Source organism: Nocardioides sp. LS1, from assembly GCF_003865225.1.
Lineage (GTDB): Bacteria > Actinomycetota > Actinomycetes > Propionibacteriales > Nocardioidaceae > Nocardioides > Nocardioides ginsengisegetis.
Map to the genome: position 1 here is coordinate 1,916,298 of NZ_BIFF01000002.1, position 23,450 is coordinate 1,939,747.

The following is a 23,450-nucleotide window of genomic DNA, read 5'->3' on the forward strand; positions in this document are numbered from 1 at the left end:
TCGCCCGATCGACAGCAATTGCGGTGGGGACTATCCCGAGGACTCGAGCGTGCCGGCCGGGACGCCGGTCGGGGTCGGCACGAAGGCAGGCTCCTCGGCGTCCGCGGTCGTGGGCGGGCGGACGCCGTTGACGGCCGGCGGCAGCTGCGGCTCGACGTGCAGGACGGCGAGCGCGCCGCAGACCAGCGCGCCGGCGACGAGCAGGCCGATGTAGACGTTGCCGAGGTGGTGCCCCACGAGCGCGCCGGCGATCGGCGGCGCGATGATCGCGGCCAGGCTGAAGGACGCCGAGCTCAGGGCGTTGTAGCGGCCCCGCAGGTGATCGGGCGCGAGGTCGTTGACGAGGGCCGGGATGGTCGGCTGGAGCAGGGTCTCGCCGAGCGCGAAGACCGAGGCGCAGGCGGCGACGAGCAGCGTCGCCCCGAGCGTGCCGGGCACCAGGCCCGAGGCGCCGAGCAGCAGCCAGGACAGCGACCAGAGCACGCTCATCACCGCGATCACGCGGGTGCGGCGGCGGCCCTCGATGCGGTGCAGCACGACCAGCTGGAGGAGCACGATCACCACGGTGTTGGCCGCGAAGGCGAAGCCGAGACCGCGCGTCGAGACCTCGCCGACGGCCCGCGCGAAGGCGGGCATGCCCGCGTTGAGCTGGGAGTAGCCGACGAAGGACGACACGAACGACAGCACCATGAGCGGCGCCACGGCCGGTCGGCGCAGCACGGCGAGGTAGCCACCGCCGCCCGATGCGGCCACCTCCTCAGGGTCGTGCTGGACGCGCCCCGCCACGTGGCGCAGCGGGACCAGCATGAGGAACAGGGAGGGCAGGTAGCTCACGGCGTCGGCGAGGTAGATGCCCTGGAAGGTCACGGCCCGGTCGACGTCGACGACCACGCCGCCGACGATGCCGCCGATCCCGATGCCGAGGTTGAGCAGGGAGAAGCTGACCCCGAAGTAGCGCTGCCGGAGCTCGGGCGGCACGACCGCGGCGATGAAGCTCTGGAAGGCCGGCCACGAGACGCCGAAGGCGATGCCCGAGAGCATCAGCGCGAAGCCGGCGACGGGCAGGGTCTCGGCGAAGGCGAGCAGGACGTCGCCCGCGATCAGCAGCGACAGCACCGTGAGCACGATGACCCGCGCCCCGAGCCGGTCGATGAGGGCCCCACCCGGCCCGACGACGAGGAAGCCGGCCAGCGGCGGCAGGCCGAGCAGCAGGCCGACGTCGCTGAGCGCGAAGCCGCGGACCTCGTGGAGGTAGACGACGTGGAACGGCAGGACCAGGCCCGTGCCGAGGAACTCGAAGACGACCACGGACAGCATCAGCCTGCCCTCGCGCGGCAGGTCGTGCCAGAAGGAGGCGAGGGTCGGACGGGGGGCGGCGGTCGGGGTGCTCATCGCCGAGCAGTCTCCCAGTGGCCACCGACAGCGGGCACGCGGTTTTCCGACGGGACGAGGCGCCGAGCCCTAGGCTCCAGCCATGAAGCGTGTCGTGGGGTACGCCGTGGGCCTCGCGGTGCTCGTGGCCGTCCTGTTCATCCCGGCGGCCCTGTTCAACTACGGCTCCGCCGACAACAGCCCCGAGTCGACGACCATCACCTCCTACGTCGCCGATTTCACCCTCGACGAGTCCGGTGACCTCGCCGTCGTGGAGAAGCTCACCGTCGACTTCCCCTACGGCCGGCACGGCATCTTCCGGTTCTTCGACCGGGCCGACCCGAGCGCGCCGCACGCACGCCGCGTCGTGCACGACATCTCGGTCTCCTTGGACGACGGCACCGTCCCGGTGGAGTACCTCTCCGAGGACCACGGCCGCTTCAAGATCGCCAAGATCGGCTCCCCCACCGAGACCGTGACGCCGGGCGAGCACGTCTACGTCATCCGCTACTCCATCGACGGCGTGATCGAGCCCGGCACCGACGGGAGCCGGTCGCAGTTCTACTGGAACCTCGTCCCGGGTGGCTGGAAGCAGGAGATCGACGCCACCAACCTGACCGTGCACCTCCCGGTCGCGGCCGAGCACGTCCAGTGCGCGACAGGGTCCGGTGCGACGAGCGGCTGCACGGCCAAGGGCGAGGGCAGCACCACCCTCCACGTCCGCACCGGCCACCTCCCGGCCAACACCCCCGTCACGGTCAAGGCGGGTCTCGACATGGCCACGCCGCCCGCCGGCGACACCCGGCCGTGGGTGCCGGCGCTCGACCCGGTGCTCGGACCCGACGCGATCCTGCTCGGGCTGGTCGTCCTGCTCGGCCTGGCCGCCTTCGGCCTCGGTGCCCGGATCGCGGCCCGCGCCCGCGAGACCAACCCGCAGTTCCCGCTCATGTACGCCCCGCCCGAGGGCATCGGCCCGGCCCAGGCGCAGTACCTCCTCACCGAGGACGTCGACCGCTCGGCGTACGTCGGGACCCTGATGTACGCCGCCGAGAAGGGCGCCGTCAGCCTCGACCGCGAGGGCGACACCTGGTCGATCACCGACCAGAAGGGCGCCGAGGGCTGGGCAGGCCTCGACCCGGTCTCCTCCGGTGTGGCGCACCTGCTCGGCGGCCCGGGCACGACCTTCGTGGCGTCGAAGAAGGACGTCGAGGCAGGCAAGCGCCTCAAGTCCGAGATCGGGACGTTCGACGACTCGGTCAAGAGCTGGGCCAGGACCTCGGGCCACATGGTGACCAGCGGCCTCGGCGGCGCCGGCTCACTCGTGGTCATCGCCGGCCTGCTGGCGGCGCTGGCCGTCGCGATCTTCAACCCGCTCTCGATGTCGATGGTCGGGCTGGTCCCCGGCGCGTTCGCGATCGGCGCCTTCCCGCTGGTGCGCACCGGCTCCGGCACGCGCCGCACCGCCTCGGGGCGCGACCTCTGGTCGCGGATCGGCGGCTTCCACCGGGTCCTGTCGACCCCGTCGAGCAAGGACCGCTTCGACTTCGCCGGCCGCCAGGAGCTCTACACGGCCTACATCCCGTGGGCCGTCGCGCTCGGCTGCACCAAGGAGTGGGCCGACAAGTACCGCACCGAGACCGGCTCTGAGCCCCCGGTGCCGTCCTACCTCGCCGGCGCCTACGTCGGCAGCCACTACAACGATCCCGTGTCCTCCATGGTCGACGACTTCTCCTCGACCGTGGACTCCGCAATCTCGTCCTACCAGGCCACCCAGAGCTCCTCGTCCGGCGGCGGAGGCTTCTCGGGCGGCGGCGGTGGCGGCGGTGGCGGCGGCGGCTCGTGGTGACCCACACTCGTCGTACAACCCAGAAATGAGGAATGACTGATGCTCTACGCCATCGTGGCAGTCGTGGTGCTCGTGGCCCTGGTGGGCTTCGTCATCAGCGGCTTCAACAAGCTCCGCACCAGCGACATCGGCGCCCAGGAGGCGCTCGGCGGCATCGACGTCCAGCTGACCCGTCGCGCGGACCTGATCCCCAACCTCGTCGAGACGGTCAAGGGGTACGCCGCGCACGAGAAGGGTGTCTTCGAGGAGATCACCCGGGCCCGCGCCGGAGTCCAGGCCGCCGCCAAGGGTGACGACGTGCCCGCCAAGGCCGCCGCCGACGCCGAGCTCCAGCAGTCGCTCATCAAGCTCAACGCGGTCGCCGAGGCCTACCCCGACCTCAAGGCCAACACGAACTTCCTCGACCTGCAGAAGCAGCTCGCCGAGACCGAGAACCAGATCTCCTTCGCCCGGCAGTACTACAACGACGCCGTCGCGTCGCTGAACAAGCTGACCCAGACCGTCCCGTGGATGTTCCTCACCGGCATCGCGAACGTCCACAAGCGGGAGTTCTACGACGCCCCAGACGGCCAGGAAGTCGCCCCGACCGTGAAGTTTTGATCCTCTCGTTGGTTGAGGTGCGAGGCGCGCCAGGGCGGTGACCCCCAGGGGTCGCCGCCCTGCGTACGTCACAGGGGTTTCGACGCGCCGGTCGCGACCTCGTTCCTCGGTCGCGCGGCTTGCTCAACCTGGCCGAGCCCACGCGCCGCCCTCGTTCCTCGGGCGACGCTGCTCGTCTCAAAAGACATTGAGCGGGCGGAACTGCACCGAGATCCGCGGCCCGGCGTGGGCGACCTTGGGGACGGCGTGCTCCCAGGTGCGCTGGCACGAGCCACCCATGACCACCAGGTCGCCGTGGCCCATTACGATCGACGTCGACTCCCCGCCGCCCCGGGGCCGCAGCACCAGGCGGCGGGGGTCGCCCACGGACACGATCGCGACCATGGTGTCCTGCGTCCGGCCGCGGCCGATGGTGTCGCCGTGCCAGGCGACGCTGTCGCGGCCGTCGCGGTAGTAGCAGCACCCGGCGGTCACGAAGGGCTCACCGAGCTCCGGCTCGTAGTGGGCGGTGAGTGCCTCGCGGGCCGCGGTGAGCGCCGCGTGGGGGAGGTCCTCCCCGGCCACGTAGGTGTGGACCAGGCGCGGCACGTCGACCACCCGGTCGTACATCTGCCGTCGCTCGGCGCGCCACGGGACGTCGGCGACCAGCGCGCGGAACACGTCGTCGGCGTCGGGGAGCCAGCTGCGCGTCACGTCCACCCAGGCGCCCCGGGTGAGGCGGTGCCGGGCGACGTCCTCGAAGGAGAGCCCGCCCGTGGGCGGGGCGAAGAGCGAACCCTGGAAGTCCATGCCCTCGAGGATAGCGCGGGATCGAACAATTGTTCGAGAGTGTCGCGGAGGTTCGGGGATCCCTCAGGGCGATCCCGGTGGTGGGAGTTGGCGCCCTGCGGGATCGTTGACCCATGACAGCGGCCGCCCGCGTGCGCAACCTGACGAAGACCTACGGCAGCGGGCAGGCCCTGGTGACCGCCCTGGACGACGTGAGCCTCGACCTCGAGGAGGGCGAGTTCACCGCGGTGATGGGACCGAGCGGGTCGGGGAAGTCGACGCTGATGCACTGCTGCGCGGCGCTGGACACCGGTGACTCCGGCAACGTCTTCATCGGCGAGCAGGACCTGACGACCCTGAAGGACAAGGCCCTCACACGGCTGCGTCGCGACGAGATCGGCTTCGTCTTCCAGTCCTACAACCTCGTGCCGACCCTGACCGCGGAGGAGAACATCCTGCTCCCGCTGGCCATCGCGGGCCGCAAGCCCGACCGGGAGTGGTACGACGCCGTCGTGGCGACGGTCAACCTGGGGGACCGGCTGTCGCACAAGCCCAACGAGCTGTCCGGCGGCCAGCAGCAGCGGGTCGCGGTCGCCCGCGCGCTGGTCAGCCGCCCACGGATCGTCTTCGCCGACGAGCCCACCGGCAACCTCGACTCGCGCTCCGGCGCCGAGGTGCTCGAGCTGCTCCGCAAGAGCGCGACCGAGCACGGCCAGACGATCGTGATGGTCACCCATGACCCCGTCGCCGCGGCCTGGACCGACCGCGTGGTGTTCCTGGCCGACGGCCGGGTGGTCGACGAGATCCGCGACCCGAGCCGCGACCAGGTCCTGGAGATCATGACCCGGATGGCCGAGGCGGGCGCCTGATGGTCCGGGCCGCCCTCAAGAGCCTGCTCGGCCGCAAGCTGCGGCTGCTGATGAGCACGTTCGCGATCGTGCTCGGGGTCGCCTTCGTCGCGGGCTCGCTGGTCTTCTCCGACACGCTGTCGCGCAGCTTCACCGCACTGTTCGCCTCGACCGTCGGGGACGTCGTGGTCCGCCCGGTCGGCGGGCAGACCGTCGACGGCACCCCGTCGACGCGCACGGTGCCGGCGGCCCTCCTCGACGAGCTCCGCACCCTGCCTGGGGCCGCGCGGGTCGACGGCAACGTCAATGCCTTCGGCGTCTTCGTGGTGGACAAGAAGAACAAGGTGGTCGGCGGCTTCGGGCCACCCGCGATCGGCGCCAACTGGACCACCGCGCCGGCCGGCCACGGACTCGAGGGCCTCTCGATCACCGTCGGGCACGAGCCGCACGGGTCCGACGAGGTCGTCCTCGACGCCCGGACCGCCGCCAAGGCCGACTACTTCGTGGGGGAGCGGGTCCACCTCGTCACCGCCGCCAACCGGGCCTCCCTCACCCCGCGGCTCGTCGGCATCGCCGACTTCGAGCACGGGGGCTCGCTCAACGGCGCGACCCTGGCGATCTTCGACACCGCGACGGCCCAGCACCTCTTCCTCGGGGGCAAGGACGCCTTCACCGACGTCTGGGTCACCGCCAGGGCAGGGGTCTCCCAGGCCGAGCTCCGCGACCAGGTCGCCACGGTGCTGCCGGCCTCCGTGGAGGCGGTGACCGGCGACAAGGCCGCCGACGAGGCCGCCTCCCAGCTGCTCGACGCGATCTCGTTCCTGACGACCTTCCTGCTCATCTTCGCCGGGATCGCGCTGGTGGTCGGGGCGTTCCTCATCGTCAACACCTTCTCGATGCTGGTCGCGCAGCGCAGCCGCGAGCTGGCCCTGCTCCGCGCGCTGGGGGCGTCCAAGCGCCAGGTCACCTGGTCGGTCCAGCTCGAGGCGTTCGTGCTCGGCGCGGTCGGCTCGACCCTCGGCCTGGGCCTCGGCGTCCTCCTCGCGATGGGGATCCGGGCCTTCTTCGCCCGCTACGGCCTCGACCTGTCCGGCCAGCCGCTCGTCTTCGCGCCGCGGACGGTCGTGGCGGCGTACGCCGTCGGCGTGCTCGTCACGATGGCGGCCGCCTGGCTGCCGGCCCGCCGGACCAGCCGGATCGCGCCCGTCCAGGCGCTCCGCGACGACGTGGCCCTCCCCGAGTCGGCGCTGCACCGGCGGCTGCTGCTCGGCGCCATCCTCACCGTGCTCGGACTCGGCCTGCTCTACCTCGGGCTCTTCAGCAACGCCCCGCACGGTGGCTACCTCGTCGGCGGCGGCGTGCTCGCGATCCTGCTCGGCGTCTCCTCGGCCAGCCCCGTCATCAGCCAGCCGTTCCTGGCCCTCACCCGTGCGTCGTACGGCGCCCTCTTCGGGTCGGTCGGCCGGCTCGCCGGGCAGAACGCGCTGCGCAACCCCCGTCGCACCACCGCGACGGCCTCGGCCCTGATGATCGGGCTGACCCTGGCCTGCACGATGGCCATCGTCGGCGACTCGGCCAAGTCGAGCATCGACAAGTCGGTGGCGGACAACTTCATCGGCGACTTCGTGGTCAGCAACGTCTTCGGCGGACCGTTCTCCCCGAGCATCGCCAACCGGATGGCCAAGGTGGACGGCGTGGAGCGGATCGTGCGCGAGCGCTACGCGTTCGTGAAGCGCGACGGCGACCGGCAGGGGATGGCCGCCACCGACCCCGCCGAGATCGACGGGCTCAACCTGCGGACGCCGACCGGCTCGACCTCGGACCTGCGCGACGGGACGGTGCTGCTGGGGCAGAAGTGGGCCGCCGACCACGACCTCGGCGTCGGCGACTCGGTCACCCTCCAGATGCCGACCGGCAAGCAGACCTACGGCGTGGTCGGCACCTACGAGGACAACCCGCTGGTGTTCACGCCGATCCTGACCACGCTGAAGACGCTGACCGACGCCGGCTTCCCCGACCAGGACAACGCGCTGGTGGTCTTCGCCCGCGACCAGGTCGGCGTCCAGCACGACCTCGAGCAGGTGGTGGCCGACCTGCCCATCGTGACGGTCAAGAACGAGGCGGAGTTCGCCCAGGGGCAGCGGGGGCCGATCGACCAGTTCGTGAAGCTGATCTACGCACTGCTCGGCCTCGCGCTGGTCATCGCGGTCCTCGGCATCGTCAACACCCTCGCCCTGTCGGTGATCGAGCGGACCCGCGAGGTGGGGCTGCTGCGCGCCATCGGGCTGAGCCGCGCGCAGCTGCGCTGGATGATCACGCTGGAGTCGGTGGTGATCGCCGTGCTCGGGGCGCTGCTGGGCGTCGTCCTGGGGATCGGGTTCGGCGTCGCGCTGATGTACGCGTTGCGCGACCAGGGGCTGGAGGTCATCAGCGTGCCGACCTCCCAGCTGGCCGTCTTCCTCGTCCTCGCGCTCCTGATCGGGGTGCTCGCGGCGGTGTTCCCGGCGCGGCGCGCGGCCCGCCTCGACATCCTGCGCGCGATCGCCACGGAGTGAGCCACGGAATGAGATCTGGCCCTCACCTCCCTGGAACCGGGGACGGGGGGTGTGATATCCGCTTACGCTTCCCTACGTGGAGGAAGTGCTGGTGTCCGAGGGCAGAGCGCTGAAGCACGTCCAGGTGCGGGAGTACGTCCGGTCCCTCGTCTCCGGAGCAGCCCCCGGCAGCCCGGCGCCGTCGGAGCGCGAGCTCGTGCACCGCTTCGGCGTCGCGCGCATGACCGTGCGTCAGGCCATGGACGCACTCGTCGTGGAGGGGCTGCTCGAGCGCATCCCCGGTCGCGGCACGTTCGTGGCGCGCCCGCGCCGCGCGGCGAGCCGGCTGACCTGCTTCACCGAGGAGATGGCGCGCCGCGGCATGCTCGCCGAGTCGCAGACCCTCCTCGCCCGCCGCGAGCAGGCCGGCCCCGGCGTGGCCCGCGCGCTGGCCCTCACCGAGGGCGACGCGGTCATCCACTGGAAGCGACTGCGCCGCGCCGACGGCGTGCCCATGTGCATCGAGGACGCCTACCTCAACGAGGTGCTGATCCCCGGCTTCCTGCAGAGCGGGATGCCCACCAGCCTCTACGACGCCCTGGGCCAGCGCGGTCTGCGCCCGACCTGGGCCGAGGACTCCATCAACGCCGACGTGGCCAACGAGGAGGAGGGCCGCCACCTCGAGGTCGAGGCCGGCGCCCCCGTCCTGCGCCACTCGCGCCGCGCGCTCGTGGGCGAGAAGGTCGTCGAGGTCTCCCGCTCGGTCTACCGCGCCGACCGGTTCACCCTCTGGGTCCAGCTCGGCCAAGAGGGCTAGGAGCCTAGAGCCCACCCAGCGGGGCGACCGCCTGGTCGGACTGCTCGCAGACCCACACCGGGTCGGGACCGCCGAGGTCCGGCTGGATGTGCAGCGCGTGCAGCGGCTCGTCCGTGTCGCAGGTCAGGCACAGCGGCCACCGACCGACGGAGTCGAGCAGTGCGTCCTGCACGTCCTGGGCGACCAGCCCGGCGACGTACGCCTCGCCGGCCGGCCACTGCTCGGCCCACCACCTCCGGTCCGCGCAGGCGTCCTCGAGCAGCGACACGGCCTCGGCGGTGGCCTGGTGGCGGGCCTGCAGGTCGGCCAGGACACGGGCTCGGGCCTCGAAGAGCAGGGTGTCGTCCACGTCCTCCATCATGCCTCGGGGGCAAGGGAGCGTCCCCCCGGCGCCTCCGACGCGCCTCCGACGGGCGGGGGAGCCGCGGACCTACAGTCGAGGCATGAGCGACGCGCTGCTCGAGGTGACGGTGCTCGGACCGCGCGACGTGCCGGGGGCCGAGGAGGGCCGCGCCGACCGCCTGCACCTGGCCGGTGCCGGCGACGGCACGCACGGTCTGTCCCCCGAGCCCGCGCTCGTCTCATCGGTCTGCCGCGAGACCGACCTGCCCGTCTTCGTCCTGCTGCGGCTCAACGACTCGTGGACCACCACCGGCGGGGAGCTCACCCGGCTGGTCGGGCTGGCCGAGGACTACCTCCGCTGCGGCGCGGCCGGGGTGTCCTTCGGCTTCCTCGACAGCGACCTCCGGATCGACACCGAGGTCTGCACCCACCTGGCCGACTCGCTGCCCGGCGTGCCCTGGACCTTCCACGACGCCGTCGACGCGACCCTCGAACCGGCCCGCGCCTGGCGCCAGCTGGCCGGCCTGCCCGGCCTGGTCGCGGTCCGCTCGGCCGGCTCGCCGCAGGGCATGGCCGTCGGGTACGACGACCTCCTCGCCACCGCCCAGTCCGCGCCGGAGTTCGCCCGGCTGCTGATGCCCGGCAGCGGGTTGCTCGCCGAGCACGTGCCGTGGCTCGTGCAGGCGGGCGTGACGCAGTTCCACCTCGACCGCCAGGTCCGGCCGGGGGCGTCGTACAAGAGCTACGTGGACGCGGGTCTGCTCCGGTCGTGGCGGCTGCTGCTCGACCACACGATGACGCGTACCGTCGCTGGATGATCCTGATCGACCCGCCCAACGCCTCGGGCCACGGCCGGCTCTGGTCGCACCTCGCCTCGGACACCTCCTACGACGAGCTGCACGTCTTCGCCCGCGCCCTGGGGATCCCCGAGCGGGGCTTCGACCGGGACCACTACGACGTGCCGGCCGAGTGGTACGACCGGGTCGTGGCGGCCGGCGCCGAGCCGGTGGCCTCGCGCGAGCTGGTGGCCCGGCTGCGGGCCGCGGGGCTGCGGAGGCGCAAGACCGGGCGGTAGCCCGTTTGAGGGATGCAGCCGGGCGGCCCGCGGAGCAGTGTGGGCCGGGAGAACCCCGCCTCCGGAGCCCACCATGCGCACACTCACCGCCCTCCTCGCCCTCGCTGTCGTCCCCGTCCTGGCCGTCCCCGCGGCCGCCGTTCCGAGGCCCGACTCCGTCCCCCTGCCCGTGGACTTCCAGCCCGAGGGCATCGCGGTCGGCGCCGGCAACACCTTCTACGTCGGCTCGCTCCGCGACGGCGACATCTACCGCGGCGACCTGCGCACCGGCGCGGGTGCCCGCTTCGTCGACAACACCGGCAAGCAGGCCCTGGGGATGCGGGTGGACCGCGAACGCGGGTGGCTGGTCGTCGCGGGCGGGGCGACCGGTCACGCCTACGTCTACTCGACCGCCGACGGGTCGACCGTGGCCGACCTGGTCCTGGGCCCTGCCGGTTCCACGTTCAGCAACGATGTCGCGATCACGCCCGACGCGCTCTACTTCACCGAGACCTTCGCGCCCCGGATCTACCGGGTGCCCATCCGGGCCGACGGCACCTTCGGGACGACCGAGCCGATCACCGTGACCGGCCCCGCCGGTGCGGTGACGTCCGGGTTCGGGCTGAACGGGATCGACAGCACCGACACCGGCCTGCTCATGGTCAACCACACCGACCTCGGGATCCTCGCGCTGGTCGACCCCGCCACCGGGGCGAGCAGGCAGGTCACGCTCACCGGCATCCCCCTCGTCCCGGGCACGCTCGACGGCCTCCAGGTCGAGGGGCGCACCGCCTGGGTGGTGGAGAACTTCGCCAACGCGGTGGCCGAGGTGCGTCTGTCGCCCGACCTCACCAGCGGCCGGGTGACCCAGGTGATCCACTCCGACCTCTTCCGGGTCCCGACGACGGTCGCTCGCCACGGGAGCACGCTCGCCCTCGTCAACGGCCGCTTCGACCTCGGGTTCCCGCCGCCGTTCGGGCCCGGTGCTCCTGCGGGCACCGACTTCGACGTGGTGCAGGTCCGACCCTGATCAGCCGGCCGGTGCGGCCTTGACCTCCACGGCCGTGTAGTTCCACTGGTGGTTGGTGGGGGCGTTGTCGTGGATCGTGACGAGTCCCGGCGGTCCGGTGTTGGGGCCGGCGACCATCTGCACCCAGAACGTGTCGCCCACGGGCGTGTCGATCCACTGGTTGTGCAGCACCTGCCCGCTGACCGGGGTCCTCGCGGTCGCGCCGTCCCAGTCGTTGCCGACCGCCCACACCCACGAGCCGGTGGCGACGCCCGGCAGGTAGACGTCGGGGGCGCCCGACGCTGCCGCCGACGAGGCCGCCACGCCGGTGCCGTTGGCGTTCTTGAACGTCACCACGTCCAGCATCCCGTCGTAGCCGTTGACGGTCGGTGTGGCCACGATCCGGGCGTTGCTGAGCAGGCCGGTCGTCTTGGCGCTCCAGATCTCGCTCACTCCGAGCTGGGCGCTGGTCCGCTTGACCAGGGACCAGGTGAGACCGCCCCCGGTGACGGTGCTGCGTTGCGTTCCGACCGTCGTCGGGCCGTCGTACGCGACGAACGCCAGCACTGTCTCGCCGGCCACCGTCGTCGACAGCGTGGGCGAGGTCAGCTTCCCGCGCGCCTTGATCACGACCGACCGGTCGACCGAGATCACGGCGGGGGGAGCGGCGGAGTTGTCGACGGTGACGACGACCGGCGTCGCTGTCGTGCCGACGTTGCCCGCTGCGTCGCGGGCCTCGGCGGTCAGTGAGTGGGTCCCGGCCGTCGCCGTGCGCGTGTCCCAAGTGGTCGCGAACGGGGGTGCGGTCACCGGCGCTCCGAGGTTGGCCCCATCCAGCTTGAACTGGACCGAGGTGACGCCCACGTTGTCCGCGGCGATCGCGCCGATCTGCATGATGCCGCCCACGGTGGCGCCGTTCTGCGGGTCGGTGATCGAGATCGTCGGGACCTGGGTGTCTGCGGGGGGAGTCGTGGAGGACGTCGACGAGGTCGAGGACGTCGACGAGGTGGACGACGTCGAGGTGGACGACGTCGACGAGGTGGACGACGTCGAGGACGTGGAGGACGTGGAGGACGTGGACGTCGAGGACACACCGGCGGGCACGACCTCGAGGGCCGCGAGGTTCCACTGGTGGTTGGTCGGCGCGGTGTCGCCGAACGTCACGGCGGTGCCGGCGGCGGGCGTCGCGGTGCTGAGGTTCTGCATCCAGAACGTGTCACCGATCTGCTGGTCGACGAGCTGGTGGGAGATGACCTGCCCGCTGCGTGGCGTGCGCGCGACGGCACCGTCCCAGTCGTTTCCGACGCCCCAGACCCAGCCGCCTGCGGTCGTCGTGGTCAGCGTCGTCGCGGGCGCGCCCGTGGTGGCCGACGCGCCACCCACGGCCCCGACGCCCTGGGCGCCGGTGAAGGCGACGAGCTCGACGGACTGCCGGAAGCCTGGTCGGGTGAGTGCCACCGTCGCCTGCACGGTCGGCATGGCCGACGCCGTGAAGGCTCGCCAGACCTCGGCGGTGCCGAAGGCGGCGTTGCTCCTCTTCACCAGGCTCCAGGTGAGGCCGCTGCTGGTGACCGTGCTCGACTGCGCGTTGGCGGCCTGCGGGCCGTCGGCCGAGACGAACGCGAGCAGCATCGCGCCGGCCGGGACGTTGCTCAGGGTCGGGCCACCGGTCGTCGAGGAGTCCTGGCTGGCCTGGCCGACGACCGCCAGGGGGCCGGGGGCCGGGGTGACCGAGGTCGTCGACGTGGACGAGGAGCCGCCGGAGCCGACCTGCACGGCGGCCGCGGCCGTGGTGTTCGTGCGACCCAGCGCGTCGGTGGTCCGGGCCGCGATCCAGTGCTCGCCGTCGAGGACCGATCCCGAGTTCCAGCTGAGGGTGTACGGCGGTGCGGTGGAGGCCGACGTGCCCACGACGGTGCCGTCCACGAGGAACTGCACGGTCATCCCGGCAGCCGCGTCGGCCTGCAGGTTCACGGTGCCGGAGACGCTGGATCCGTCCGCCGGCGCGGACAGGGTGAGCGGCGGCGGCGTCGTGTCGGGGTGGCGCACCTCGCCGGTGGTGACGACCCGGTTGGTGCCCTGGGTCGTGACCGTCACGAGGACGTCGGTCTCGTTGTTCGCCTCGTTGGTCTCGGCGATGTCGTTGTTGGGATCGGTCATGCCGCGGAACCAGTAGGTCCCGTCCGGGACGCCGGTGAACGGGATGGCCTGGCCGGGGTCGCGGTAGTCGTACTCGTCCACGCCGCCGACGCTCATGCCACGCATCGTGGTCGGGTCCGCGCAGGTGCCCGGCTGCACCGCGGTCTGCCCGGCGTGCGGGAGCGTGGTGTCGTAGACGAACGAGTCGGCGATGCAGAAGCCGTTCTTCGGGGAGACCACGATCGGTGCTCCCAGCCCGCCGTCGGGCGCGACGGCGTACAGGCCGAAGGACGCGAGCGGGTAGTGGAAGTGCCCGTGCTCGGCGTGGAAGAAGAACGTGTCGGGCAGCTTCCGGGTGCTCGCCAGCTGCCAGCCGTTGTTGTAGACGTAGGTCTGCTGGCGGCCGTCGTAGAGGCCGGACGCCGGGTTGTACTCCGGCTGGATCTGCAGCGGGCCCGGACCGGCGTTGAAGACGTAGTGCGTGTAGCGGAACTCCGGCCCGTTCGTGCCGTTGACGATGCTGAACGAGTTCAGCGGGATGATCGTCTGCATGTCCGGCGGGTCCTCGCCGGTGGCGCCCTCGGCGGTCTGGAGACCCACGATCGCGCCGGCGCAGGCCAGTGCCGCGATGGTGAGCCCCACGATCCCCAGACGGTCGGCCGTGCGTGGCCGCAGGGGGCCGCCTCTCCGTCGCATGCCGGATCCACCTCTCGCCGGGAAACCCCCATGTTGGCAGGGGTTTCACGCGCGAGGCTTACCCAATTATGGGGTTGCGGGCCCTCCTCGGCCGGGTGGAGCTCAGCCGAACGTCGCCGGCCGTCCGGAGCTCGTGGACGGCGTCACTTCGAGGGCCGGGGGGCCTTGACGTTGCAGTCGACCTTGGGGTTGGCGCCGACGTAGTTCAGCGGGCCGGCCACGATGGTCAGGACGGTGTCGCCGGTGCTCTTGCAGCTGACGTCGCGGTCGCTGCCGAAGTAGCCGCGCTGGAAGGCCGCCGCGGCACCGATCACGAGCCAGACGACGAGCAGGATGCCGATCAAGTTCCTCATGTCCGGTTCATTACCCGTTCCCGAGGGGATCACTCCCTGCGGTGACGGGGGTCACGCGGCGCTCAGTCGTCGGTCGGGGGGTGCGCTGCCTGATAGGCCTGCAGGGCGTCCCGGCCGCGCTCGAGCTCCTCGCCGAGCCGGTCGATCAGGTCGGCGGTGCCCTCGAGCGAACCCTCGTCGGTGAGCAGCTCGATCTCCTGGGCGGTCCGGCCGGCCGCGGTCACCCCGAGGTTGAGCGCGCCTCCGGCGAGCTTGTGGACCACGGCCTTGAGCGATGCGGCGTCGCCGGCGTCGTGGGCCGCGCGGATCGTGCGGTGCGTCTCGGGGGTGTTGCCCACGAAGTTGCCGATCGCCCGGTTCAGGTAGCCCATGCTGGGGTCCAGCTCCCGCAGCTCGTCGAGCCGTGATTCGTCCAGGCCCTCGATGGGGGCGCGGTCCGGCACTTCTGTCTCCCTCTGTCGGTCCGGGGACATCGCGTCGTCCGGGGTGGTCTCGATCCATCGTTGCAGCACCGCGGCGAGCGCGGAGGGGTCCACCGGCTTGGTGAGGAAGTCGTCCATGCCCGCGGCCAGGCAGCGCTCCCTTTCGCCCTCGACCGCCGCCGCGGTCATCGCGACGACGGGGATCCGCGGCCCGCCGTCCTGACGCTCCCGGATCGCACGGGTCGCGGCATAGCCGTCCATCCGCGGCATCTGCACGTCCATCAGGACGACGTCGAACGACTCCTCGAGCAGTACGTCGATCGCCGACAGCCCGTCATCCGCCGTGGTGGCGTGGTAGCCCAGCGCCTCGAGCAGGCCCACGGCGACCATCTGGTTGACGGGGTTGTCCTCGACCACCAGCACCCGGTGTCGCTTGGCGGAGTCCTCGACCTCGGCGACCGGCACGCTCGGTCGCGGGCCCACCCCTGCCAGGTGCGCGAGCAGTGCGGTCCGGAGGCTGCCGGAGAGGACCGGCTTGTTCAGGCAGTCGGCGATCCGTGCTGCCTCGAACCGTGCGCCCTCGGGGACCGGGGGCGAGGTGAGCATGAGCAGCACCAGGTCGTCGTACTCGGGGCGGCTCCGCAGGTCCAGGGCGAGGTCGAGCCCGTCCCGGCGCGGCATCGCCATGTCGAGCAGCACCCCGTCGAAGGGGTCACCCGCCGCGGCGGCGTCGGCCAGCGCGACCATCGCCGCGTCCGCGCCGTCGACGGCCGCGCAGCGGACCTGCCACCACGTGAGCTGCTCCTGCAGGATGAGCCGGTTGTGGCTGTTGTCGTCGACGACCAGCACCCGGCGCCCGGCCAGCCAGCTGCGGGCGTACACGTCGTCGGGGTCGGTGGCGGTGCCCGCGGGCGCGTCGAAGACGGCCGTGAACCAGAACAGCGTGCCTCCGTCGGGGTTGGGCTCGAGGCCGATCGTCCCGCCGAGCGCCTCGACGATCTCCCGCGAGATCGCCAGGCCCAGTCCGGTGCCGCCGTAGATCCGGGTCGTGGACGCGTCGGCCTGGGTGAAGGGGTCGAACAGCGTCGCGACGTCGGTGTCGCCCACGCCGACCCCGGTGTCGGACACCTCGATGCGCAGCACGGTGCGGCCGTCGACGGGGAGGTCCGCCGTGGCGCGGATGAACACCTCGCCCTGCTCGGTGAACTTCACGGCGTTGGAGCCCAGGTTGGTCAGCACCTGAGCCAGACGGGTCGGGTCGCCGGCCAGCACCTCGGGGACGTCGGGGTGGCAGGAGACCATCAGCTCCAGGCCCTTGCGCCGCGCCGTCTCGGCCAGCACGCTCGCGACCTGGTCGAAGACGGGGCGCACCTCGAAGTCGAGCCGCTCGAGCTCGAGCTTCCCGGCCTCGATCTTGGAGAAGTCCAGGACGTCGTTGATGACCGAGAGCAGTGCCCGGCTCGCGACCTGCACCCCCGAGGCCAGCCGCAGCTGGTCGCTGGTCAGGTCCGTGCGGAGCAGGAGGTCGTTGAGCCCGATGACGCCGTTGAGCGGCGTACGGATCTCGTGGCTCATCGTGGCCAGGAATTCCGACTTCTGCCGGGAGGCCTCCATCGCGCCGTCACGCGCGGCGGCGAGCGCGCGCTCGGCCCGCTCGCGCTCGGCCACGAAGCCCAGCTGGACGGCCACCTGCTCGACCATCGACTGGATCATCGCGTGGCGGTAGAGCGGCGGCGCCGACGTGATGGTGACGACGGCGCACACCTCGTGGCGGTGGGAGACGGTGAACGCGATCGTCAGCCGGTCGTCGTCCCACACGCTGCAGCGCTCGTGGAAGGCCCGGTTGGCCAGCGCGAGCTCCATCGCGGCGACCTCGGGCGTGTCGAGGTCGACGTCCTGGTCGTCGTCGTAGACGTAGAGGGGGACCACGCCGCGCCCGTCGGCGGAGGGCACGAAGGCCCGGGCCCGCTCCCAGTCGTCGTGCAGGAGCACCAGCGCGCCGGCCTGGCTCAGCACGTCCTCGAGCGTGCGCGCCTCGTTGGCCGCAGTCGCCACCGCCTGCATCAGGGTGTTCTGGCTGACCGAGTCCTCGAGGGCCAGCTCGGCCATCTTGGTCTCGGTGATGTCCTGGTGGGTCCCGGACATCGCGACGACGCGGCCCTCGGCGTCGCGGATCGAGACGCCGCGGCCGCGGGTCCACACCCACACGCCGCCGGGGCCCGCCACCCGCGCGACGAACATGAAGTCGTCCGCGCCGCGCACGGCCTTCTGCACCTCGGCGTGGACGGCACGCCGGTCGTCGGGGTGCACGATCTCGAGGAAGTCGGCGTACGCCGCGGGGAAGCCCTCCGGGTCGAGGCCGTAGAGCTCGTAGAGCTCCTCCGACCCGGTGATCTCGTCCTGCTCGACGTCCCACTCCCAGCTGCCGATCAGCGCGATGCGCTGGGCCTCGGCCAGCCGGCGCTCGCTCTCCCGGAGCCGGTCGACGGTCGTACGTCGCCCGCTGTAGTCACTGATCCGGTGCAGCACCCCGGTCAGCCGGCCCTGCTCGTCGCGGAGCGGGCTCTCGCCGACCAGCACCCAGAACACCGAGCCGTCGCGTCGCACGAACTGGCTCTCGACGTCCCCGTCGTTGAAGCGCCCCTCGGCCAGGTCGTCCAGGTGGGCACGGAACTGCTGTCGGCCCAGCTCGTCGAGCGTGTCGAAGTAGCTCAGGCGCTGCGCGGCGGCCGGGTCGACGCCGAACATCCGGGCGATCTGGGCGTTCGCGTAGACGGTCCGACCCTCGAGGTCGAAGACCCAGATTCCGTCGGGTGACGTCTCCACGATGTCCCGATACAGCCGTGCCAGATCCATCCAGACCCTCCTGCCGCCCAACGATAGGGGGCCCGGCGTCCCCGAGTGGGCGGGACGCGGCAGTCGGGTGCTGCGGCTACGCCTCGCCGTCGATCAGGTAGCTGTCGTTCGCGGCGTCGTAGACCAGCTGCAGGGTGACCGTGTCGGACACCCGGGACCTGTCCGTGCGGACGTAGTCCACCCCGTAGTGGACCTGGAGCGTGTCGGGATCGGCCTGGATGGAGGTCGGGCGGGCGGACTCGATCGTCTTCCAGAATCCCTTGTACTTCCCGAACCCGCCGCTCTCCTCCTGGAACTTGGGCGTGAGCATCTCCCACGAGGCCTTCTGGTCGGAGGTGACCGTGGCGAGGTAGTCCTGGATGAAGGACTCCATGCCGGCGGGCGTGGCGCCGGTGCTCGAGGACGGCGACTCCGAGGGGCTGGGTGAGGTCGAGGGCGACGGTGTGCGCGAGGAGGAGGAGGAGCTGCCGCCGGGTGGCGACTGCGTCTGCGAGCCCCCGTCCCCGCCCGACAGCGCGGCCCAGGCGACGAGACCGCCGACGAGCAGCACGGCCAGGCCGACCAGCACCGGGAGCGCGCGTGCCGGTCGGCGCCGCGCGGGCACCGGTGGGGCCGGGGCGACCGGGGCGGGTGCGGCGGTGGTGGCGGACAGCACCTGGGTGCGGGTGGGGTCCGCCCCGGGCACGGAGTTGGTCGGGACGGGGTGCAGCACCGTGCCCGTGGGGCCGGCGGCGAGGAAGTCGCGCACCTGGGCCATCGACCAGCGCTCCGCGGGCTCCCGGGTCATCGTGGCCTCGAGCAGCGGCGCGAGCCAGCCGGCTCCCTCGAGCCGCGGCGGGTCCTCGTGCACGATCCGGTAGAGCGCGCCCATCAGGTTGTCGCCCACGTCGTACGGCGGGTGGCCGGCCAGGGCGTGGAAGAGGGTGGCGCCGAGGGACCACACGTCGCTCGCGCCGTTGGCGGTCTGGCCGGAGGCGACCTCGGGGGCGAGGTACGCCGGCGAGCCGGTCACCAGCCCGGTCTGGGTCAGCGACGCGTCCGCCTGGGCGCGGGCGATGCCGAAGTCCGACAGCTTCACCTGCCCCTGCGGCGTGACGAGGATGTTGGAGGGCTTGACGTCGCGGTGCACGATCCCGGCCTCGTGCGCCGCGGCGAGCGCGTCCGCTGCCTGGGCGACGAGGGGCGAGGCCTGCTCGGGGGTGAGTGCGCCGTCGCGGCGGACCAGCTCGGCGAGGGTGACCCCCTCGACGTACTCCATGACCAGCCACTGCTGGTCCTGGTCGTTGACGAGGTCGAAGACGGCCACGACATGCGGGTGGTTGAGGCGTGCCGCCAGGCGTGCCTCCCGCTCGGCGCGCTCGAGGTCGGGGCTGGAGCCGCCCGGCATCATGCCGATGCGCTTGAGCGCCACGGACCGGCCGAGCACCTCGTCGCGCCCGAGCCACACCGCGCCCATGCCGCCGCGACCGATCTCGCGGTCGAGCGTGTACCTGCCTGCGATCACGTGTCCGTTCCTCCTCGGGGCCGCCGACCACGATAGGGCCCGGGTCGAACCCGTTGGTCCTCCGCACGGTCGATGCGGCAGGCTGGGACCCGACACCTCCGTACCCGATGCTCCGGAAGGCACCCGCCGTGATCGACCCGACCCTCCTCGACGACCTCGAGTGGCGCGGCCTCATCGCCCACTCGACGGACCTCGACGCCCTGCGTGCTGCGCTGGCCGAGGGGAGCGTCCGGTTCTACGTCGGCTTCGACCCGACCGCGCCGAGCCTGCACCTGGGCAACCTCGTCCAGATCGTCACCGCGCGCCGCCTCCAGCTGGCCGGCCACACGCCCTACGCCCTCGTGGGGGGCGCGACCGGCATGATCGGCGACCCGCGCGACTCCGGCGAGCGGACGCTGAACTCCCTCGAGACCGTCAAGGACTGGGTGGAGCGCGTACGCCGCCAGATCGAGCCGTTCCTGTCCTTCGAGGGCGAGAACGCCGCGACGATGGTCAACAACTACGACTGGACCGAGAACCTCTCGACCATCGACTTCCTCCGCGACATCGGCAAGCACTTCCCGGTCAACCGGATGCTGGGGCGCGAGACCGTGAAGCGCCGCCTGGAGTCCGGGATCTCCTACACCGAGTTCAGCTACGTGCTGCTCCAGTCCATGGACTTCCTCAACCTCTACCGCGACCACGGCGTGACGCTGCAGTTCGGCGGCTCCGACCAGTGGGGCAACCTCACCGGCGGGGTCGAGCTGATCCGCCGCGCCGACCAGGGCCATGCCCACGCGTTCGCAACGCCGCTCATCACCAAGACCGACGGCAGCAAGTACGGCAAGACCGAGGGCGGCGCCCTGTGGCTGGACCCCGAGATGCTCTCGCCCTATGCCTTCTTCCAGTTCTGGCTGAACGTCGAGGACGAGAAGATCGGGGAGCTGCTCCGCATCTTCACCTTCCTCTCCCACGAGGAGATCGAGGACCTCGAGGCGCAGCACGCCGAGAAGCCCTTCCTGCGCCTGGGCCAGAAGCGGCTCGCCGACGAGGTGACCGCCCTGGTCCACGGACGCGACGAGACCGAGCAGGTGAAGGCGGCGTCAGCCGCGCTGTTCGGGGGTGGTGACCTCATGGGGCTGAGTCCCGACACGTTGGGAGCCGCCCTCCGCGAGGCCGGCTCGGCCAGGATCGACGGCGAGCTGCCCAGCGTGGTCGACCTCCTGGTGGTGACCGGGCTGGCCAAGAGCAAGGGCGAGGCCCGCCGGACCGTCTCCGAGGGCGGCGCCTACCTGAACAACCAGCGGGTGGAGGATCCCGAGCAGGTGCCCACCGCGGCCGACCTGATCGGCGGCACCTGGCTGGTGCTGCGCCGCGGCAAGAAGAACTTCGCCGGCGTCGAGGTCGGCTGACCCGCCATGACGCAGACCGGGGACGGAGGCTGGGTGGGCGCTCTCGAGGAGCGTGCCCGCGCCGCGTTGCCCGTCCCGGTCCTGGAGTACGTCCTCACGGGTGCCCGTGACGGGGTGTCCGCCGCCGAGGCGGTCGGAGCCTGGGCCGGGGTGCGCTTCCACCCCCACGTGCTGCGCGACGTCACCGACGTCGACACCTCGGTGACCCTGCTCGGACACCGGCTCGAGGTGCCCTGGGCGGTCGCCCCCAGCTCGCTGCAGCGGGCCGTGCACCCTGACGGGGAGCTGGGCATGGCGCGGGCCACCGCCGCCGCGGGCTCCGTCATGGTGGTCTCCAGCAACGCGGGCACGTCGTTCGCCGAGATCGGCGCGACCGGCGTGGCCTGGTGGCTCCAGGCCTACCTGCCGGCGGACCGCACCCTGGCCGAGCCGTTGCTCGAGCGCGCGGTCGCGGCCGGCGCCCGGGCGGTCGTCCTCACCGTCGACACCCCGGTGGTCGCCACCAAGTACGGCACCGGCGAGAACATCTGGGACCTGGTCGATCCCGCCATCGTGCGGGTCAACTTCGACCCCGGGTACGACGACCAGCCGGGCTCGGACAAGGCGCTCGACCTCGGGCCCCACGACATCGGCTGGCTCGCCGGGGTGACCGGCCTCCCGGTCGTGGTGAAGGGAGTGCTGCGCCCCGACGACGCCCGCCGGTGCGTGCAGGCCGGCGCCCGCGGGGTGTGGGTCTCCAACCACGGCGGTCGCCAGCTGGACCGGGCCGCGACGACGGTCTCCTGCCTCGACGGGGTGCTGACCGCGGTGGGGGGAGAGGCCGAGGTCTACGTCGACGGCGGCCTGCGCTCCGGACTGGACGTCATGGCCGCCGTCTCGCTCGGCGCCGACGCGGCGTTCCTTGGCCGGTTGCCGCTGCTCGCCCTCGTCGACGGGGAGCGCGGCGTGGCCGATCTGCACGCCCGGTTGCGCGAGGAGACGGTCGAGGCGATGCGCCTGGCGGGGGCCAGGACGGTCGCCGACACGCGTGGGATCGCGGTCCTAGAGGGCTGAAACCGCCTCTGACCTGCGAAAACGTGTATGTGGCCCGGGTCACGCCCGCTCGATTTGAACAACCCCCGCAGGTCCCCTAATCTTCTCCGAGTCGCCAGGGAGCGGCGGGCAGCAAGATCGCAAGATCGGGCGGCCGGCCCCCGATGACCACCTCCACAACACAGAGCGAAGATCTTCGAGTGCGCCCGCAGGGTGGCTCTTGGAAGTCGGAGTCCATGTGGCGTGCGCAGGTGAGGGAAGTTGGAAGCTTCGAATTGCGAAGCGGAAAACAACCCGCTAAGGTTCACCGGGTCGCCAGGGAGCGGCGGGCAGCAAGATCGCAAGATCGGGCGGCCGGCCCCCGACGACCACCTCCACTCACATAAACGAAGATCTTCGAACGTGCCCGCAAGGTGCCCTCGGAAATCGGAGTCGATGTGGCGTGCGCAGGATGGGCTGAGAAAGCTTCGAATTGCGAAGCCGAAATCAACCCGCTAAAGTTTGGAAAGTCGCCGGAAGCGAAGCCGAAAGGCCCAAAACAACCGGTGTACGTCTGATTCTTGAGAACTCAACAGTGTGTCATAGTCGACGAATTAGTTTGTTATGCCCCGTCTTCTTATGTCTTTGGATGTGAGGATTCGGATTTCTTTGGTAGAACAATGATTCTGGCAATAACTCGAAAGAGTTGAGCTAGTTGTTTGTTTCTGTCAGGAGGCATCTCTTTTTCCGCATCGGCCCTCGGGTTGGTGTGGTTGTTGTTTTTCAACGGAGAGTTTGATCCTGGCTCAGGACGAACGCTGGCGGCGTGCTTAACACATGCAAGTCGAGCGGAAAGGCCACTTCGGTGGTACTCGAGCGGCGAACGGGTGAGTAACACGTGAGTAATCTGCCCTTCACTTCGGGATAGCCCTGGGAAACTAGGATTAATACCGGATATGACGACCGTCTGCATGGACTGGTTGTGGAAAGTTTTTTCGGTGGAGGATGTGCTCGCGGCCTATCAGCTTGTTGGTGGGGTAATGGCCTACCAAGGCTTCGACGGGTAGCCGGCCTGAGAGGGTGACCGGCCACACTGGGACTGAGACACGGCCCAGACTCCTACGGGAGGCAGCAGTGGGGAATATTGGACAATGGGCGGAAGCCTGATCCAGCAACGCCGCGTGAGGGATGACGGCCTTCGGGTTGTAAACCTCTTTCAGTAGGGACGAAGCGCAAGTGACGGTACCTACAGAAGAAGCACCGGCCAACTACGTGCCAGCAGCCGCGGTAATACGTAGGGTGCGAGCGTTGTCCGGAATTATTGGGCGTAAAGGGCTCGTAGGCGGTTTGTCGCGTCGGGAGTGAAAACCATGGGCTTAACTCATGGCTTGCTTCCGATACGGGCAGACTAGAGGTATGCAGGGGAGAACGRAATTCCTGGTGTAGCGGTGAAATGCGCAGATATCAGGAGGAACACCGGTGGCGAAGGCGGTTCTCTGGGCATTACCTGACGCTGAGGAGCGAAAGTGTGGGGAGCGAACAGGATTAGATACCCTGGTAGTCCACACCGTAAACGTTGGGCGCTAGGTGTGGGGCCTATTCCATGGGTTCCGTGCCGCAGCTAACGCATTAAGCGCCCCGCCTGGGGAGTACGGCCGCAAGGCTAAAACTCAAAGGAATTGACGGGGGCCCGCACAAGCGGCGGAGCATGCGGATTAATTCGATGCAACGCGAAGAACCTTACCTGGGTTTGACATATGCCGGAAAGCTCTAGAGATAGAGCCCCTTTTAGTCGGTATACAGGTGGTGCATGGCTGTCGTCAGCTCGTGTCGTGAGATGTTGGGTTAAGTCCCGCAACGAGCGCAACCCTCGTCCTATGTTGCCAGCA

At 70.8% G+C, this 23,450-nt stretch carries 17 protein-coding genes and 1 other annotated feature; of the genes, 10 read left to right on the forward strand and 7 right to left on the reverse strand.

Features of this window, described 5'->3' with window-relative positions:
• Positions 1-30: 30 nt before the first annotated feature.
• On the reverse strand, positions 31-1,392 hold the full coding sequence (locus EJF31_RS13870; protein ID WP_125037586.1) for an MFS transporter: 1,362 nt from the start codon (positions 1,390-1,392) through the stop codon (positions 31-33).
• 82 nt (positions 1,393-1,474) lie between these two features.
• Here EJF31_RS13870 and EJF31_RS13875 point away from each other — a divergent pair, with 82 nt between their 5' ends.
• Together EJF31_RS13875 and EJF31_RS13880 are read left to right on the forward strand one after the other, a co-directional pair.
• Entirely contained in the window at positions 1,475-3,217 is a 1,743-nt protein-coding gene (locus EJF31_RS13875) for a DUF2207 domain-containing protein (RefSeq protein WP_125037587.1), read from the forward strand.
• Between the two features lie 39 nt (positions 3,218-3,256).
• Entirely contained in the window at positions 3,257-3,817 is a 561-nt protein-coding gene (locus tag EJF31_RS13880; protein WP_125037588.1) for a LemA family protein, read from the forward strand.
• Between the two features lie 177 nt (positions 3,818-3,994).
• On the opposite strand, the gene EJF31_RS13885 is transcribed toward EJF31_RS13880, so the two are convergent.
• A complete protein-coding gene (locus tag EJF31_RS13885) occupies positions 3,995-4,606 on the reverse strand; it encodes an alpha-ketoglutarate-dependent dioxygenase AlkB (protein ID WP_125037589.1) in 612 nt (203 codons plus the stop codon).
• A 113-nt stretch (positions 4,607-4,719) separates the two neighbouring features.
• Here EJF31_RS13885 and EJF31_RS13890 point away from each other — a divergent pair, with 113 nt between their 5' ends.
• The 3 genes from EJF31_RS13890 to EJF31_RS13900 all read left to right on the forward strand — a co-directional run bounded on the left by EJF31_RS13890 (position 4,720) and on the right by EJF31_RS13900 (position 8,784).
• Positions 4,720-5,454 (forward strand): ABC transporter ATP-binding protein, encoded by a 735-nt coding sequence (locus EJF31_RS13890; RefSeq protein WP_125037590.1) that lies wholly within the window; start codon positions 4,720-4,722, stop codon positions 5,452-5,454.
• Positions 5,454-7,988 (forward strand): ABC transporter permease, encoded by a 2,535-nt coding sequence (locus tag EJF31_RS13895; RefSeq protein WP_125037591.1) that lies wholly within the window; start codon positions 5,454-5,456, stop codon positions 7,986-7,988. Before EJF31_RS13890 ends, EJF31_RS13895 begins: the two co-directional genes overlap by 1 nt.
• A 91-nt stretch (positions 7,989-8,079) precedes the next feature.
• Positions 8,080-8,784: a GntR family transcriptional regulator gene (locus EJF31_RS13900; protein ID WP_260430838.1), complete on the forward strand. Its 705-nt coding sequence runs from the start codon at positions 8,080-8,082 to the stop codon at positions 8,782-8,784.
• 4 nt (positions 8,785-8,788) lie between these two features.
• Here the strand turns inward: EJF31_RS13900 and EJF31_RS13905 are convergent, their stop codons facing one another.
• The gene (locus EJF31_RS13905; protein WP_373994714.1) at positions 8,789-9,133 is read right to left on the reverse strand and encodes a hypothetical protein; all 345 of its coding nucleotides are present in this window, start codon (positions 9,131-9,133) and stop codon (positions 8,789-8,791) included.
• Between the two features lie 94 nt (positions 9,134-9,227).
• Here EJF31_RS13905 and EJF31_RS13910 point away from each other — a divergent pair, with 94 nt between their 5' ends.
• From EJF31_RS13910 to EJF31_RS13920, 3 genes are all read left to right on the forward strand, one after another.
• On the forward strand, positions 9,228-9,944 hold the full coding sequence (locus tag EJF31_RS13910) for a copper homeostasis protein CutC (protein ID WP_125037593.1): 717 nt from the start codon (positions 9,228-9,230) through the stop codon (positions 9,942-9,944).
• Positions 9,941-10,201 (forward strand): DUF4031 domain-containing protein, encoded by a 261-nt coding sequence (locus tag EJF31_RS13915; protein ID WP_125037594.1) that lies wholly within the window; start codon positions 9,941-9,943, stop codon positions 10,199-10,201. Before EJF31_RS13910 ends, EJF31_RS13915 begins: the two co-directional genes overlap by 4 nt.
• A 73-nt stretch (positions 10,202-10,274) precedes the next feature.
• The gene (locus EJF31_RS13920; protein WP_125037595.1) at positions 10,275-11,210 is read left to right on the forward strand and encodes a hypothetical protein; all 936 of its coding nucleotides are present in this window, start codon (positions 10,275-10,277) and stop codon (positions 11,208-11,210) included.
• Here the strand turns inward: EJF31_RS13920 and EJF31_RS13925 are convergent, their stop codons facing one another.
• The 4 genes from EJF31_RS13925 to EJF31_RS13940 form a co-directional block, all read right to left on the reverse strand.
• A complete protein-coding gene (locus tag EJF31_RS13925; protein ID WP_125037596.1) occupies positions 11,211-14,024 on the reverse strand; it encodes an Ig-like domain-containing protein in 2,814 nt (937 codons plus the stop codon). It lies immediately after the preceding gene.
• A gap of 143 nt (positions 14,025-14,167) precedes the next feature.
• Complete coding sequence (locus EJF31_RS13930) at positions 14,168-14,377, reverse strand: hypothetical protein (protein ID WP_125037597.1); 210 nt, start codon at positions 14,375-14,377, stop codon at positions 14,168-14,170.
• Positions 14,378-14,439: 62 nt separating this feature from the next.
• Entirely contained in the window at positions 14,440-17,655 is a 3,216-nt protein-coding gene (locus EJF31_RS13935) for a response regulator (protein ID WP_125037598.1), read from the reverse strand.
• A gap of 76 nt (positions 17,656-17,731) precedes the next feature.
• Positions 17,732-19,159: a serine/threonine-protein kinase gene (locus EJF31_RS13940; RefSeq protein WP_125037599.1), complete on the reverse strand. Its 1,428-nt coding sequence runs from the start codon at positions 19,157-19,159 to the stop codon at positions 17,732-17,734.
• A 107-nt stretch (positions 19,160-19,266) separates the two neighbouring features.
• Here EJF31_RS13940 and tyrS point away from each other — a divergent pair, with 107 nt between their 5' ends.
• Both tyrS and EJF31_RS13950 read left to right on the forward strand, forming a co-directional pair.
• Entirely contained in the window at positions 19,267-20,550 is a 1,284-nt protein-coding gene (gene tyrS, locus EJF31_RS13945; protein WP_125037600.1) for a tyrosine--tRNA ligase, read from the forward strand.
• Positions 20,551-20,556: 6 nt separating this feature from the next.
• Positions 20,557-21,603 (forward strand): alpha-hydroxy acid oxidase, encoded by a 1,047-nt coding sequence (locus EJF31_RS13950; protein WP_125037601.1) that lies wholly within the window; start codon positions 20,557-20,559, stop codon positions 21,601-21,603.
• 749 nt (positions 21,604-22,352) lie between these two features.
• Positions 22,353-23,204: a sequence feature (16S ribosomal RNA rRNA prediction is too short), on the forward strand.
• The last annotated feature ends 246 nt before the right edge of the window (positions 23,205-23,450 follow it).